This window comes from Pseudomonas sp. 05N432, from assembly GCF_056396945.1.
Genome location: NZ_JBFTMM010000015.1, coordinates 148,498 through 163,084, shown reverse-complemented (window position 1 = coordinate 163,084; position 14,587 = coordinate 148,498). Strand labels below are relative to the sequence as shown.

The 14,587-nt window shown below is 56.5% G+C and carries 15 protein-coding genes; 14 read left to right on the top strand and 1 reads right to left on the bottom strand.

The genetic code is table 11. The annotated features are described in order from the left end of the window. Nucleotides 1-177 precede the first annotated feature (177 nt). The 11 genes from AC1DHT_RS17985 to trxC all read left to right on the top strand — a co-directional run bounded on the left by AC1DHT_RS17985 (nt 178) and on the right by trxC (nt 11,553). Nucleotides 178-2,220, top strand: coding sequence for a type VI secretion system Vgr family protein (locus AC1DHT_RS17985; protein ID WP_442114837.1), 2,043 nt, complete (start codon nt 178-180; stop codon nt 2,218-2,220). Then, the gene (locus tag AC1DHT_RS17980; protein WP_477761422.1) at nt 2,210-2,950 is read left to right on the top strand and encodes a DUF4123 domain-containing protein; all 741 of its coding nucleotides are present in this window, start codon (nt 2,210-2,212) and stop codon (nt 2,948-2,950) included. Before AC1DHT_RS17985 ends, AC1DHT_RS17980 begins: the two co-directional genes overlap by 11 nt. Further along, nucleotides 2,947-7,926: an RHS repeat-associated core domain-containing protein gene (locus AC1DHT_RS17975; RefSeq protein WP_477761421.1), complete on the top strand. Its 4,980-nt coding sequence runs from the start codon at nt 2,947-2,949 to the stop codon at nt 7,924-7,926. The genes AC1DHT_RS17980 and AC1DHT_RS17975 overlap by 4 nt, the downstream gene beginning before the upstream one ends. Next, nucleotides 7,923-8,393, top strand: coding sequence for a hypothetical protein (locus AC1DHT_RS17970; RefSeq protein ID WP_427537890.1), 471 nt, complete (start codon nt 7,923-7,925; stop codon nt 8,391-8,393). The genes AC1DHT_RS17975 and AC1DHT_RS17970 overlap by 4 nt, the downstream gene beginning before the upstream one ends. Nucleotides 8,394-8,556: 163 nt before the next feature. Beyond that, nucleotides 8,557-8,742, top strand: coding sequence for an SMI1/KNR4 family protein (locus AC1DHT_RS17965; protein WP_427537887.1), 186 nt, complete (start codon nt 8,557-8,559; stop codon nt 8,740-8,742). Next, nucleotides 8,739-8,984 (top strand): SMI1/KNR4 family protein, encoded by a 246-nt coding sequence (locus tag AC1DHT_RS17960; RefSeq protein WP_427537963.1) that lies wholly within the window; start codon nt 8,739-8,741, stop codon nt 8,982-8,984. Before AC1DHT_RS17965 ends, AC1DHT_RS17960 begins: the two co-directional genes overlap by 4 nt. 135 nt (nt 8,985-9,119) lie before the next feature. Then, nucleotides 9,120-9,509: an immunity 22 family protein gene (locus AC1DHT_RS17955; protein ID WP_477761420.1), complete on the top strand. Its 390-nt coding sequence runs from the start codon at nt 9,120-9,122 to the stop codon at nt 9,507-9,509. A gap of 64 nt (nt 9,510-9,573) precedes the next feature. Next, nucleotides 9,574-9,837, top strand: coding sequence for a hypothetical protein (locus AC1DHT_RS17950; protein WP_427537881.1), 264 nt, complete (start codon nt 9,574-9,576; stop codon nt 9,835-9,837). Nucleotides 9,838-10,372: 535 nt separating this feature from the next. After that, the gene (locus tag AC1DHT_RS17945; RefSeq protein ID WP_442114530.1) at nt 10,373-10,699 is read left to right on the top strand and encodes a DUF6124 family protein; all 327 of its coding nucleotides are present in this window, start codon (nt 10,373-10,375) and stop codon (nt 10,697-10,699) included. 35 nt (nt 10,700-10,734) lie between these two features. Further along, nucleotides 10,735-11,007 carry a hypothetical protein gene (locus tag AC1DHT_RS17940; RefSeq protein WP_427537875.1) on the top strand — a complete coding sequence of 91 codons (273 nt, stop codon included), beginning with the start codon at nt 10,735-10,737 and terminating at the stop codon, nt 11,005-11,007. 111 nt (nt 11,008-11,118) lie between these two features. Next, complete coding sequence (gene trxC / locus AC1DHT_RS17935; protein ID WP_427537872.1) at nt 11,119-11,553, top strand: thioredoxin TrxC; 435 nt, start codon at nt 11,119-11,121, stop codon at nt 11,551-11,553. A 156-nt stretch (nt 11,554-11,709) separates the two neighbouring features. On the opposite strand, the gene AC1DHT_RS17930 is transcribed toward trxC, so the two are convergent. Next, nucleotides 11,710-12,480: a ParA family protein gene (locus tag AC1DHT_RS17930; RefSeq protein ID WP_123581965.1), complete on the bottom strand. Its 771-nt coding sequence runs from the start codon at nt 12,478-12,480 to the stop codon at nt 11,710-11,712. Between the two features lie 348 nt (nt 12,481-12,828). Between AC1DHT_RS17930 and AC1DHT_RS17925 the strand changes: the two genes are divergently transcribed. From AC1DHT_RS17925 to AC1DHT_RS17915, 3 genes are read left to right on the top strand one after another with little or no spacing between them, the layout of a single operon-like run. Then, nucleotides 12,829-13,560: a beta-ketoacyl synthase chain length factor gene (locus tag AC1DHT_RS17925; protein ID WP_427529364.1), complete on the top strand. Its 732-nt coding sequence runs from the start codon at nt 12,829-12,831 to the stop codon at nt 13,558-13,560. Beyond that, nucleotides 13,536-14,345: a lysophospholipid acyltransferase family protein gene (locus AC1DHT_RS17920; protein WP_427537868.1), complete on the top strand. Its 810-nt coding sequence runs from the start codon at nt 13,536-13,538 to the stop codon at nt 14,343-14,345. The genes AC1DHT_RS17925 and AC1DHT_RS17920 overlap by 25 nt, the downstream gene beginning before the upstream one ends. Then, nucleotides 14,326-14,586 (top strand): phosphopantetheine-binding protein, encoded by a 261-nt coding sequence (locus AC1DHT_RS17915; RefSeq protein ID WP_054595267.1) that lies wholly within the window; start codon nt 14,326-14,328, stop codon nt 14,584-14,586. Before AC1DHT_RS17920 ends, AC1DHT_RS17915 begins: the two co-directional genes overlap by 20 nt. Nucleotide 14,587: the final 1 nt, after the last annotated feature.

Sequence of the window (14,587 nt, the reverse complement as noted above, 5' to 3'; positions counted from 1 at the left end):
GTACTTCGGGTTCCGATGACTGGCGTTCCCCGGTCGCTGGCTAAGTCTGGCCGACCGTTTCAAAACATCGGCCAGCTCTGCTGGTCGATGTTGTTTGCGCCACCCAAGAATTCTTGCCTTCGTTGATCGCCCGCTCGGGCCTCGATGGATGCTGCTGCACTGCACGAGGAACAACGGATGTTCGCGCCGGCCAACCAGACTCACTTCGCCCTGACCGTAGAAGGTCTGGCGAACGATCTCCAGGTACTCGCCCTCACCGGTCGAGAAGCCATCAGCCAACCGTTCGCGTTCGACGTCGAACTGGTCAGCGAAAACCCGTCCCTGGACCTCGAAAGCCTGCTGCACAAACCGGCGTTTTTGCAGCTCGCGCAAAACGGCACCGGCATTCACGGRCAGATCTATCGCGTCGCCCAAGGCGATGCCGGTAAACGCCTGACCCGCTACTCGGTGACCCTGCGCCCGCAGCTGTCTTACCTTTCKCACCGCATCAACCAACGCATCTTCCAGAACCTCAGCGTGCCGAAAATCATCGGCCAGGTCCTCGAAGAGCACGGCATCCAAAGCAATGCCTACGAATTCAAAGTCGGTGCGATTTATCCCGAGCGCGTGTATTGCGTTCAGTACGATGAATCGGACCTGCATTTCATCCAGCGCCTGTGCGAGGAAGAAGGTATCCACTACCACTTCCAGCACAGCGCCACCGCTCACAAGTTGGTGTTCGGCGATGACCAGACGGTGTTCCCGAAACTCGCGCCGGTGGCCTACCAGCAAGACTCCGGCATGGTCGCCAACGACCCGGTGATCAAGCGCTTCGACCTGCGCCTGGAAACCCGCACCAGCCGTACCACCCGTCGCGACTACGACTTCGAGAAACCGCGCATCACCCTCGAAAGCGAGGCCCGTGGCGACAGCAAACCGGACCTCGAAGACTACGACTATCCAGGGCGCTTCATCGACCGCGAACGCGGCAAGCACCTGGCCAAGCGAAACCTTGAACGGCACCGCAGCGACTACCAACTGGCCGAAGGCAAAAGCGATCAGCCGCTGCTGGTCAGCGGGCATTTCCTCGCCCTGAGTCAGCACCCCAAGCCTAAGTGGAACGACCTCTGGCTGCTCACTGAGATCCTTCACGAAGGCAAGCAGCCGCAAGTGCTCGAAGAGTCGGTGACCAGCGACACCACCGACCTCAAGGACGACTTCCACCAGGGCTACCGCAACCGCTTTCAGGCCACGCCATGGGACGTGCCCAACCGTCCGCCGCTGGTGCACCCGAAGCCGTGCATTCTCGGCAGCCAGAGCGCGGTGGTCACCGGCCCGAAAGGTGAAGAGATCCACTGCGACCAATACGGTCGAGTGAAAGTGCAATTTCACTGGGACCGCGAAGGCCAGGCCGACGACAAGACCAGCTGCTGGCTGCGCGTTTCGTCCGCCTGGGCCGGTGCCCACTACGGCGGCATCGCCATCCCGCGGATCGGCATGGAAGTGCTCGTCACCTTCCTCGAAGGCGACCCCGACCAACCGCTGATCAGCGGCTGTCTGTACCACAAGGAAAACATCGTCCCCTACGACCTGCCGGCGAACAAGACCCGCAGCACCTTCAAGAGCCTCAGCTCGCCCGGTGGCGGCGGCTACAACGAGCTGCGCATCGAAGACAAGAAAGGCCAGGAACAGATCTTCCTGCACGCCCAGCGCGACTGGGATGAAAACATCGAGCACGACCAGAAGATTCGCGTCGGCAACGAACGCCACGACACCGTCGAGGCCAACAGCTACAGCGAATTCAAGGCCGAAGAACACCACACCGTCTACGCCGACCGCAAAGTCGAAACCCGCGCCAACGACCACCTGACCGTCGGCGTTAACCAGCACATCAAAATCGGCACCGGCCAGTTCATCGAAGCCGGCCAGGAAATCCACCTCAGCAGCGGCCTGAAAGTGGTGCTCGAAGCCGGCAGCGAACTGACCCTCAAGGGCGGCGGCAGCTTCATCAAGATCGACGCCGGCGGCGTGACCCTCAGCGGCCCGGCGATCAACATGAACTCCGGTGGCAGCCCGGGCAGCGGCACCGCAGCGGCACCGTTGATGCCAGGTGTCCTCAAGCAAGCCGACGCCGACAAGGCCGGCGCCGTGCTGACCCCGGCGCAGATCAACACCCTCAAGCGCAATGCGCCGTTCTGTGAAGAGTGCGAAAAATGCAAGGCAGGTGCTTGTGCCATCTGATCGCCTGACACCCCGTAACTGGCTCGCCAGCCGCCCTCTGCAAACCGGCGAGCGCCTGTACCTGATCATCAGCAACGCCAGCGATGCAGCGCCGCTCAACGCCTTTTACCAGCAAGAAGCGACCACCGAACTGATCCCGATCTGGGGCGGCACACCCTACGCTGACTGGCAGCCGGTGATGCCCTATCTCGCCGAGCTGAAACGCGGCTCGGCGTTCCTCGAATGGATTGCCGAAACCGACGCCGAAGACTGGGGCTGGCTGGCGGTTTCCAGCAGTGCGCCGGACGTGGTGTTCGAACACCTGCGCAGCCTGACCCAGGTGCGCATGCCGGACGGGACTGAAGTGTTTTTCCGGTTTTGGGATGGGCGGCATATCTACCCGATCCTTGAAGGTCTCGGCGCGGGGGCCGGTGAAATTCTGCCGGTGTTTGAGCGCTATTTGATCAATGGCCAAAGCCTGGAAGTTGGCGTGCGAGGCGTGCCGCCGGCCAAGGCGTGGCCGTGGTGGGAGGTGCCGCAGGGGTTGCTCGACACGCTGACGGAAAAAGACCACACCACCGTCGTCGACAACCTGATGCAGTGGCTGGGAGAGGACTGCCCGGAACTGTACTTCGCCTTCCCTGAGAGCAACCTGCGCCACAAGGTCGAACGCTTCGTCCGTCAACAACCCAATACAGAAGATATGGCCGAGCGTCTTGCGGCTCATCTGACAAAGGAAGTCACGTCATGATTGATCCCATCGGTAAATTGGTCCTTCAGGTTCTGGACGCCAAGACTCCTGACGTGAGTGTCATTCTCAAGGATTTCAATAACTGCCTCAGCGACTACAAAGCCTGGGCCGACAGTTTCTGGACCGGCTGGGCATTGGATGTAAACCAGACGTTCAAGGTGGGCAACGAAGTCAGCGTCAGTGAGCGCAAAACCAAGACCGGAGCGGTTGAAACATTCGCCACCTGTCCTTTGCTGGGTGATTTCACACTAATCCATATGTTTGAGGCCGCGCGGTTCGTGCCCATTGGCAACACCCCGGTCAAACTCGAACCGGTCAAGAAAGCGATGATCGGCTACGACGTGGTCGGTCCCGTGGTCACCGCAACGATCGGCGCCAGTGGAATTGAAGTCATCAAGGGCTGCAAACGGGGTCAGCTATACCGCATCACTTTTTTCCCGAACGTCTCCGAAAGCAACGTCAAGGCGCTGTATGCCTCCTACCAGGGCGTCATCGGCAACCTCGATGGCTGGCTTAAAAGTGAATGGTCGGGCAAGTTCCAGCCGCAATGGGCCAGCTATTCGGCAACTGACCGAATGGGCCGATCTGCAATTCTCGTAAAGTCAGCGCTCGACAGCCTGGAAAAAGCACTGCTGGGCCTCTGGGATGACGTCAAAAGCCTGTTCGAACTGCTCGCCAACCCGATCAAGTACGCGAAAAAACTCGCCCAGTACCTGACCAAGGAGGAGTTGGACAAACTCTACGCCGCCTCCAAGGAAGCCATTGCCACCGGCCTGCTGATTCTCAGCGATGAACCCCTGATGTTCATCTATGTGTCGGCGATCATCGCTTGGGTCGGCATGCTATCGCCACAAATCTGTGTCGAAGTGATCACCGCGATCAGCAGCTCCTTTTTGATCAACGTGGTACTGGGCATTTGCCTCTCTGGCGGCGTCGGCCTGGCAGTACGCGTCGGCACACAAACCCTGGCCAAGGTCAAATCCGGCACAGCGGTCAAAATGCTGGAGGAACTCGCCGAAAAATTGCTGAGCGTCAGTAAAGGCCATGCGCTCAAAGCGCACGGCGAGACGGTAAAACCTCTCGTTGCCAGCGCGCAAGGCGTGCCGATGAGCGCGTCCAAAACCGCTGCGTTAAAGATCGAAGAAGCGACTGCGAAAACCGCTAAAGGCCCGGTGCCGAAGACCAGCGATACCCCTACACAACTGGAGAAAAACGCCTCCGCCTTTGCCCGGAACAAAACAGAAAAGAAAACCACCCTGGAGAAAAAGGAAAAGGTCGACGACGCGTCCAACCAGTCGAAAAACCCCGACGAAAAAAGTGCGACGTGCGCCAAGAAAACCTGCACCAACGGCTGCCCGGTATCGATGGTCACCGGTGAAGAGCTGCTGACCTTGACCGATGGTCAACTCAATGGCCTGCTGCCTTTCGAGTGGACACGCCTGTACCGCACCAGCGCCGCAGAAATCGACTGCGGCCTCGGTTACGGCTGGAGTCACGCCTTGGCGCAACGCGTCGATATCGCGGGTGACGAGGTCGTCTGGACCGACCATGAAAACCGCGTCACGACGTTCCCGCTGCCGAGCGTGCAACGTCCGGCCATTACCAACAGCCTATCGGAAGCAGCGATTTTCCTCGGTGACGATCCCTCCGAATTGATCCTCACCCAGGCCGGCGAACGCGCTCAGTTCTTCCACTTCCGCTACAACAGCAAGGGCGCGACGCTGATCGCCATCAGCGACGATTACGGCAATCGCCTGCACATCACCCGCGACATTCACGGGCGCATCAAACGGGTCGATAACGGCGCTGGTCGCGCCCTGCTCTTGCGTTACGACCGCAAGCACATCGTTGCTGTCGACTATCAGCAGTTCAGCCCGGCGGACAACCTGGAAGATGCCTGGAGCACGGTCCAGACGCTGGTCACTTATGGCTACGACGCACAGTGGCGCCTGATCGAGGCGAAGAACGCCGCCGGTGAAGCCGAGCGCTACGCCTACAACGATCAGAACGTGATCCTTGAGCGGCAACTGGCCGGCGGCGCGAGCTTCTTCTGGGAATGGGAAAAAGAAGGCAAGTCGGCACGCTGCATCCATCACTGGGCGAGCTTCTCGCAGATGGACGCGCACTACGTCTGGGATGACAAGGGCAGTGTCACCGTCACCAACGCCGACGGCAGTGAAGAGGTCTACACCCACGACGACCAAGCGCGACTGGTGGCCAAAGTCGACCCGGACGGTGCTGAACACCTGAAGGCCTATGACGACAAGGGCCAACTGGTTGCCGAAAAAGATCCACTCGGTGCCGTCACCGAATACCAATACAACGAAGCCGGAAGGCTGGTGGCGGTCATCCCACCAGAAGACGCACCGACCACTTACGAGTACTACAACGGTTTTGTGCGCGTGGTGAACCGGGGTCAGGCGACCTGGAAATACTGGCGCAACGACCAAGGCGACATCACCGAACAAATCGACCCAGACGGCAACTCGACCCACTACAGCTACGACCGCCAGGGCCGACTGCTGGAAATCCGCCACCCGGACGGCAGCCGCCATCAACTGGGCTGGAACAACCTCGGCCAACTGCTCGAAGAGCGTCTGCCAGACGGCGGTCAGCGTAAATATCGCTACGACGCACTGGGCCGGCAGATCACCCGTCAGGAAGAAAGCGGCGCCATCACCCACTACCAATGGGATGCCGCCAACCGCCTCGCGCAGATCACCCTGCCCGGCGGCGCCACCCGCGCTTTCAGCTACAACCCTTATGGCCGCGTCACCGCCGAACGCGATGAACTGGGCCGCGTCACCCGCTACGAGTACGCCGATGGCCTGCACCTGGTCAGCCGTCGCATCAACCCGGACGGCAGCCAGCTGCGTTATCGATACGACAACTCGCGCCTGCTGCTCAGCGAGATCGAAAACGAACGCGGCGAGCACTACCACCTCGATTACTACCCGAACGGCCTGATCCAACAGGAAACCGGTTTCGACGGACGTCGCACCGCTTACGAGTACGACCTCAACGGCCAACTGCTGAAGAAAACCGAATTCGGCGATGACGGCAGCGAACTGGTCACCGAATACCAACGCGACGCCGCTGGCCGACTGCTGGTGAAAACCCTGGCCGATGGCGAGGAAATTCACTACAGCTACGACGCCCTTGGTCGGTTGGTGAACGTCGATGACGGCCACTGGCCGCTCGCCTACGAGTACGATCTGCAAGACCGCCTGATCACTGAACACCAAGGCTGGGGCACGCTGCGTTACGAGTACGACACGCTCGGCCAATTAAGCCATTGCCGCCTCCCCGACGGCAGCAAGCTCGACTATCGCCATCAGGCCGGTGGTCGCCTGAGCAGCATCGACCTCAACGGCGCACGCCTGACCACCCACCAGTTCAGCGCCGGCCGCGAACAGCAACGCCAGCAAGGCCTGCTGCTCAGCCAATACCAGTACGACGAACAAGGCCGATTGCAGGCGCACAGCGTCAGCCAACAGGATCGCAACCTGTTCCAGCGCCGCTATGCCTACGACGCCAACGGCAACCTCGCCGGCATCGACGACAGCCGCAAGGGTAATCGCAGCTACCACTACGACCCGCTCGACCGCCTGATCAACGTGCGCGGCAGCACCCCGGAAAGCTTCGCCCACGACCCGGCCGGTAACCTGCTGGGCCAGGGCGACCAGCCCGCGGCCAACCTGGCCAACGTCAAAGGCAACCGCCTGCTGATGCAGGGCGACCGCCATTATGACTACGACGCTTACGGCAACCTGACCCGCGAACGCCGCGGCACCGGGCAAAAACTGGTCACCGAATACCGCTACGACTGCCAACACCGCCTGATCGGCGTCAGCCTGCCCGGCGGCAGCAATGCCACTTACAGATATGACGCCTTCGGTCGCCGCATCGCCAAGACCGTCGATGGCCACACCACCGAATTCCTCTGGCAAGGCGAACGGCTGATCGCCGAAAGCGCCAACAACCGCTACCGCAGCTACATCTACGAGCCCGGCACCTTCCGCCCGTTGGCCATGCTCGATGGAGAAGGTCCGCTCAAGGCCGAGCCGTTCTACTACCAACTCGACCACCTCGGCACCCCGCAGGAAATCACCGACTACAGCGGCGAGATCATGTGGTCCGCCAAGTACCGCGCCTACGGCAACCTCGCTACGCTGGACGTCGCCGAAATCGACAACCCGCTGCGCTTTCAGGGCCAGTATTTCGATGCTGAGACGGGCTTACACTACAACCGCCATCGCTACTACAATCCGGGCACTGGACGGTTTTTGACGCCGGATCCGATCAAACTGGCTGGGGGGTTGAACAACTACCAGTACGTGCCTAACCCTACGGGGTGGGTGGATCCGTTGGGGTTGAATGCTAATTGCCCGGGACCCGACTGCAAGCTACCTACTAACTCAGCAAATGCGACGAAACCTGACCGCATCCCCATGACCCAGGCTAAGTACGATGAGGTCATCAATCTTGAAAAAGGTAATAGGCCGGGTAGTGCACGCGAATACTTGCCGGAGCAGTACGTGGACCTTCATGAGGGGGCTTTTAAACAACAGGGAGGTTCATTTGTCGTGATCGACGAGTGGATTGAACGTTCATCGTATCCTACATTCCCCCCTAGAAAATTCGTGGGACTCCCTTCAGAGATGGACAAGGTAGTTGCCAAGTACAAAGCGAGCGGTGGTGACTGGGAAGTGCTAAATAGAGAGCTAAACCTTGGCTCAGCTGACCTCTCGTCCGCGAAAATTTATCTTGTGAAAATCAAGCCAAATGATCCAAGATTCAAATACGAAATACCAAACGGTAATGAAGCAGGCGCTTATCATAAGGAATGGGTACCTGGAGGCGAGACAAAAAGTGGCACAAAGGAAGCAGCACTGATTGGTTCTGAAAAAATCGAACATGGCTCTGACATGAGCAAACTCCTCAGCCAATTTGAAGATTGGGAAAAACTTCAATGATCAGCAACTTTGAAATTGCCTTAAGCAAAGATGAATTCCCCGAATATTTCAGGGGAGCTGGAAAGTATTTCACGAGAGACCCTGACTGGGGCACTCAGCTGCATATCATTAACTGGCAGGGACTATGCGGCTTTCTTAAAAACCAAGAAAATCCCGCCACCATACTTAAGTCCGCATTTAATAAATACTTGAATACCATAAAAGAAACAACAGAAGATGCCAGCGACCTTCTAGAAAATATAGGTTGCTATTATTACATGCGAAAAAAAGTCGCAGCTCTATCCGCGAATGGCTTTGACCTCGTTCGTGACATGACAGACAAAGAAAAACAGACAATATCAAGAGCAATTATATTTCTGCGCAACGAATTGACCAATGCGAACAACTCTCAGGACCTAGAGCTCTTTAACCGTCGAATGACCAAACTCGTCAATGACGGTGGCCCATCGAATATAGAGAGCCTTTGAAAACAAAGGGGCGGATTTATTTTCTAGGCACTCAGTGAAAATTCGTTTTTTCATCGTATGAAAAACTATCAAAATCTTATGAAAAAGAAAGGGAAGCCTCATTAGCCGGCTCAGGAAACAACGGAGGTTTGCTCATGGAGAGAAATAATGATGGGAGCCTGATATGAAATTTGATTGGAGCTCTTTCGGCATTGAGCAGAACTCCAGCGTTGATGCAGATACGATTGCCCAAGTACAAAAACTACTTAGCGTAGTTTTTCCAGAATCATATTTGGATCTGGTCAAGTATTCTAATAAGGCTTCCCCAAAAACTTCTTCATTTACATATAGTGACAAAGAAACTACATAAGCGAGTTTTTATCTTTCTCGCCTATTATTAGACCGTATACCGTCTCATGGTACTCGCGAGTAGGAGGAGTTCCCGGACTTCCCCAAGGAATGTTCCCCATCGCAAGGGACGCCGGTGATTACCTGATTTGTCTAGATTTCAACAAGCCGTCTATTGCTGTTGAGATTTTTGATCCGAGTTCAGGTAAAACCTACTTTGCCGCCTCCAACTTTGATAAATTTATCGGCTCATGGAGTGAATAGAGAGCGGAGTTTAGGATCCGTCCATTTTTTTGGGAGGTCTATCTAAAAAAGAAATTTGAAAAGTATGTCATACTCCGACCATAGAGGTGGGGAAGACGCTCTACCTTCAGGATTCAAAGATTGAAGGAGCTAGAAATGGGTTTGATAAAGTCCGTCTCGATTTGGGTTGCAAATACAAACTGGGAAGAGTMCACACTTCGAGAGGTAATGACCCCTGCATACTCCGAAGACGGTGACTTTCTTGGCTCCGAATTCACCAACACTTTTTCATTAGGATTCGTTGATGACGACTCAATTGAAGCCGACAAAGTCGAACTGACGAAGTCATTATCAGAAGCTATTGATGGCTTCTCATATGACACTGACATTTCTGCTGACTTCAAACAAAAAAACATCTCATCGCCCATACATAAAATAGATACATTAGTTTTAGTTTACGACTATAAATACTTCGGAGCCCCCTTAACGAGCTCAATTAGGCGCGAGCAATTTTTCTTCTTAGGTAATTTCGAGTACAGTGAATAATCTAAAAACAAGAAAATAAATCACTCTTCCTTTCTATTTTATCGCTGGCTCTACAGGGTAGACAATGAACTTCAACGATGTTCTTCTCAGTAAAAGCGAACGATTTTCTATCGGAATTGAAGAAGAATCAGGAAAATTCTACGTTTCGATACCTGTCAGCAACCGTATGGTTGACTATGATGAGTATTACGAAATTGACAAGCGCGCCTTTGATACATATATAAAAAACCCAGCTTCCGCACTATCATTTGTCGAACGCTGTCGAAACCGCGAAGTAGAAAACTTACTAATAGTACAACCGGGAAAAGATCGCGGAATCGCAACCTAAAAGCAACTTAACTAAATGGTAAGAAAGTCATAATTAATCCACCATTTTTTCTGAAGGCAAGAGCTCCGCACCAATGATACGTGACAAACTATATAAAACAGTCAAACACCATGGCTTTACCGTAGTATCATTTACGGACCACCGAAATTTCTTTTCCTCTTGGTCAATCACTGTCAGAAAAAATGAAAACAGCTACATAATTGAACACGAAGGAAGAGATAACTGGTTAATAATTTACTGCGAAAGGACGTCAAACAAACTCGAAGAGCTTGATAAGAAAATCTCTCATGCAATGACTGACGATGACAAAATTTATCAATGCGAAATATGGTTGTCAGCCATTACATAAACCGTCCTACTCCAAGTCCTAGGACATTTCCCGCACGCTGTAGCGCCTTAGGTGAACTTGTCCCAAATCGACCACGCAGATAGTCTTCACAAGTCGCCATAAATTCAGCGACCAGTTTTGACAGACTGAACAGTATCAAGGCATGCAAATGCCGCTATGCGGCTCCATAGCTCAGGGAGCTTCACCATGAAAAAGATCACCCTCAAACCACTCAGCCTCACCGCCACCCATCCCCTCGACACCTCAAACCCGACCCAACGTCCGAGCCCCATCTTCACCGTTACCCCCAACATCGACACTGAAACCCTGCTAATCCACGCCAGCGAAACCTTGGCCTCGCTGAACGCGATGACCACCGACCTGGCCTTTGAGCTTGAAGGCGCGCACCGCATCGTGGCGTTGGGTATTCAGCAGATGATCGTGTTGGGCGAGCTGCTGGTGAACAGAGCACTGGAGAACCTCGATCTGCCCGATTCGGTGGACTGCCGATTCAATCCGTCCGCCGTCCATTGACGGGCCGCGTTGTTTTATCGAATGGAGTGTTCCCCATGTCTCGATACATGCCCATTACCGGCCTGGACTGCAACGTCCCTTCCCTGCTGATCGACACTGAAGCCCCGCTCGACGTGCTGCACGAAACAGCGGCCTACCGCATCCGCAGCGCCACCCAACTGCTGGAAACCTTCGCCCTGCGCGACGACATCCAGGGTGACGCCAGCGTCTTGCATGAGGTTGCGCAGGCGCTGGTCATTTCGTTGCGCGACGGCTGCGACATGCTGGACGTCATCGGGCGGCGCTTGCGGGCGCAGGTTTCGGTGTAATGAATATGGGCGACCTTGAGGTCGCCCATTTTTTGCTCTCGCCTGCACACCTTGATAATCCATGGCCTCGGCTCCAGATTGGTTGCATTGCCCACTTTCCGGAGCCCCTTCATGTCTGAACCCCTGTTGATCCCCTGCCCCCACTGCAACGGCCTCAACCGCATCCCCGCCGAGCGCCTGGGTGATCATCCCAAGTGCGGCCGCTGCAAAGCCGACGTCCTGCTGAGCAAGCCCTTTGAGCTGACGCAAGGCGATTACGCCAGTCAGATCAAGGGTGATCTGCCGTTGCTGGTGGATGTGTGGGCGGATTGGTGTGGGCCGTGCAAGTCGTTTGCGCCGGTGTTCGAGCAGGCGGCGGGGCAGTTGGCGGGCAAGTGTCGGTTGGCCAAGCTGGACAGCGAGGCGAATCAGCAGTTGTCGGCGCAGTTGGGGATTCGTTCGATTCCGAGTTTGATTCTGTTCAAGAACGGTCGGGAGGTGGCGCGTCAGAGCGGGGCGTTTCCGTTGCCGCAGTTGATGAGCTGGTTGCGGAGTCAGGGGGTCTGACGACGATCTCAAAGCCACCCTGAACTAAATGTGGGAAGAGCCGGGCGACGTTCGTCTGCTCGCGATAGCGGCCTGACAGCCAACATCTACGTTGAATGTCACACCGTCATCGCGAGCAGGCTCGCTCCCACATGGGTGTTGTGTTGTCTGTAGGGATCAGGTGTTTTCCAGCAGGTTGTGCAGTTCGACGAACTGTTGGGTCAGTTTGTGCCGGGGGTCGAGGTGGATCAGTGGCATGTTGGCCTGGTGGGATTCGCGCATGCGCACCGAGCTGGCCAGGTACACCGGTAGCACCGGCAGGCCTTCGGCGATCAGTTCGTCGAGCATCTGCTGCGGCAGGCTCGCGCGGGCCTGGAACTGGTTGACCACGATGCCTTCGACTTGCAGGTCCTCGTTGTGGTCTTCCTTCAGCTCTTCGATTTCCGCCAGCAAGCCGTACAGCGCCTGACGGGAGAAGCTGTCGCAGTCGAAGGGAATCAGCACGCGGTCGGCGGCGATCAACGCGGACACCGCGTAGAAGTTCAACGCTGGCGGGGTGTCGAGGTAGATCCGGTCGTAGTCTTCGGCCAGTTCGTCGAGCAGTTTGCGCAGCTTGTTGATCTTGTGTTTGGCCTCAAGTTTGGGCTGCAGGTCGGCCAGCTCGGCGGTGGCAGTGACCACATGCAGGTTGTCGAACGGGGTTTCGTAGATATCGACCTGGTTTTTCTTCGAAAACGGCCCGGACGACAGGGTCTGCTTGAAGAAGTCGGCGATGCCCATCGGGATGTCGTTGCCGGTCAAACCCGTCAGGTACTGAGTGGAGTTGGCCTGGGCATCGAGATCCACCAGCAGCGTGCGATAGCCCTCGCTGGCGCTGACCGCCGCCAGATTGCAGGCAATACTGGATTTGCCCACGCCACCTTTCTGATTGAACACCACGCGCCGCATGTCAAAACCTCCGTGTATCAAAGAATGACCGAGTGTAGTTGCCGACACCGCTGCTTCGCTACCTCGTTGGTAGTCGGACTGCACGGTCAGCTGCAATCTCGGCAAAAAACCGACCGGTTTCGCTCTTTGAGTGATGAATCAACTGACAGACACGTCTGTTAAAAACAGAATAATGGCAAAACGACAGCTTTTTCGCAGATAAACGGCATGGCACACCGAACAAATTGGGGCCAGTATTTGCTGAAAGCCCGCCGCACCGGGATAATGCGCGCCACTCGGCGGTAGCGTCATGCCGGGTCAGTCGCCGGTCAATCGACTCACCGCGTCATGGAAGCCCGCAGGGGCGGGATGAATTTTTCAGTGATCAAATTCAATATCGCCCAATGGCGCGCTTGGGCCCCTGGGCTCGAAAGCGTGGACGACTGGCAAGCCTGGAGCCGACAACCGGTCGTGCTCGAGAACAGCGATGCCGCCCCCGACGTATCGTTTTTGCCAGCCATGCAGCGTCGGCGACTCAGCCGTCTGGCGCGGATGGCCTTTAGTGTCGGCTGGCCGTTGGCCGAGGGTCACGAACAGCTACCGTTGGTCTTCATTTCTCGTCACGGCGAAACCCCGCGCACCTTCGAGATTCTCAACGACCTGGCCGCCGATCAGCCGCTGTCACCGACCCAGTTCAGTCTGTCGGTGCACAACGCCGTCATCGGCCTGTGGTCGATCATGCGCGGAGAAACCAGCGAAATGACCGCCCTCGCGGCGGCTGGCGATGGCCTTGAACACGGCATGCTGGAGGCTGCGGCGCTGCTTGAAGAAGGCGCGCCGGCGGTACTGCTGGTGATCACCGAAGAACAACCGCCGCAAGCCTACTCGACCTGGATCGACGATGTACCGTTCCCGTACGCAGTCGGCCTGTTGATCACGCCCGGAAATCAGTGGCAGCTGTCTCTGAACAGCACCACGGATACGTTGTCCAAACCCCATTGGCCCCATGCGCTGAATCTGTTGAGTACTCTGCTCGGCCAGCAGACCACCTGCCAACATGCCTGGAAAAATCGTGTATGGACCTGGCAACGCAACCAGTAACCGATAAAAACCGCGACGCCTATTACTGGCGCCTGCTGGCCACTGCCGCGAGCTTCACCTTCTTCGGGTTGGGGGCGCTGTGCCTGCGATTGGTAGTTTTGCCACTATTGAGTTGCCTGCCAGGCGATGCCCAGACCCATCGGCAACGGGCGCGCTATACCGTCAGCCGGATATTCTGGTTTTTTGTCCGGTTCATGGCCCGCACAGGTGTGCTGACCTACGACATCCAGGGCGCGGAAAAGCTCGGGCGCCCGGGGCAGATGATCATCGCCAATCATCCCTCGTTGATCGATGTCGTATTCCTGATCGGCCTGGTGCCCCACACCAACTGCGTGGTCAAGAAAAGCCTCTGGGAAAACCCCTTTACCCGTGGCCCGTTACGTCGCACCGAATACATCAGCAACGATGGCAGTATGGAGATGCTCGACGCCGCTGCCGACGCACTGAAAAGCGACCAGACCCTGATCATTTTTCCCGAAGGTACTCGCACCCAACCCGGCCAATCACCGGCCTTTCATCGGGGCGCCGCGGCAATCGCGCTGCGCGGTGCGAGAATCGTCACCCCGGTGATCATCAAGGTCAGCCCCACGACCCTGACCAAGGCCGAGCCTTGGTATCGGATCCCCAAACGTCGCGTGCACTTCAGTTTCCGTGTCGGGGCCGATATAGACCCACAGGCCTTCGCGGCGCTGGGCCCTGCACCGCAGGCCTCGCGCAAGCTCAACGATTATTTTCACCATTACTTTATTAAGGAGCTCGCCGAAGATGAGCGATCTGAAGCTTGAGATAAAACTGCTGATCATTGACGCCCTTGGCCTCGAAGACATCGGTGTGCAGGACATCGGCGACGAGCAGACGCTATTTGGCGAAGGGCTGGGCCTGGACTCGGTCGACGCGCTGGAGCTCGGCCTGGCGATCCAGAAAAAGTACGGCATCAAAATCGACGCCGATGCCAATGACACCCGTGGTCACTTCACCAACGTGGCGAGCCTTGCGGCGTTCGTCACTGCAAAACAGGCAGCTTGAG

What these genes read in the sequence shown, in the direction of transcription:
- AC1DHT_RS17975 (WP_477761421.1), top strand. Translation starts at nt 2,947, where the DNA reads ATGATTGATCCCATCGGTAAATTGGTCCTTCAGGTTCTGGACGCCAAG.
- AC1DHT_RS17970 (WP_427537890.1), top strand. Translation starts at nt 7,923, where the DNA reads ATGATCAGCAACTTTGAAATTGCCTTAAGCAAAGATGAATTCCCCGAA.
- AC1DHT_RS17965 (WP_427537887.1), top strand. Translation starts at nt 8,557, where the DNA reads ATGAAATTTGATTGGAGCTCTTTCGGCATTGAGCAGAACTCCAGCGTT.
- AC1DHT_RS17950 (WP_427537881.1), top strand. Translation starts at nt 9,574, where the DNA reads ATGAACTTCAACGATGTTCTTCTCAGTAAAAGCGAACGATTTTCTATC.
- AC1DHT_RS17945 (WP_442114530.1), top strand. Translation starts at nt 10,373, where the DNA reads ATGAAAAAGATCACCCTCAAACCACTCAGCCTCACCGCCACCCATCCC.
- AC1DHT_RS17940 (WP_427537875.1), top strand. Translation starts at nt 10,735, where the DNA reads ATGTCTCGATACATGCCCATTACCGGCCTGGACTGCAACGTCCCTTCC.
- trxC (WP_427537872.1), top strand. Translation starts at nt 11,119, where the DNA reads ATGTCTGAACCCCTGTTGATCCCCTGCCCCCACTGCAACGGCCTCAAC.
- AC1DHT_RS17930 (WP_123581965.1), bottom strand. Translation starts at nt 12,480, where the DNA reads ATGCGGCGCGTGGTGTTCAATCAGAAAGGTGGCGTGGGCAAATCCAGT.
- AC1DHT_RS17925 (WP_427529364.1), top strand. Translation starts at nt 12,829, where the DNA reads ATGAATTTTTCAGTGATCAAATTCAATATCGCCCAATGGCGCGCTTGG.
- AC1DHT_RS17920 (WP_427537868.1), top strand. Translation starts at nt 13,536, where the DNA reads ATGGACCTGGCAACGCAACCAGTAACCGATAAAAACCGCGACGCCTAT.
- AC1DHT_RS17915 (WP_054595267.1), top strand. Translation starts at nt 14,326, where the DNA reads ATGAGCGATCTGAAGCTTGAGATAAAACTGCTGATCATTGACGCCCTT.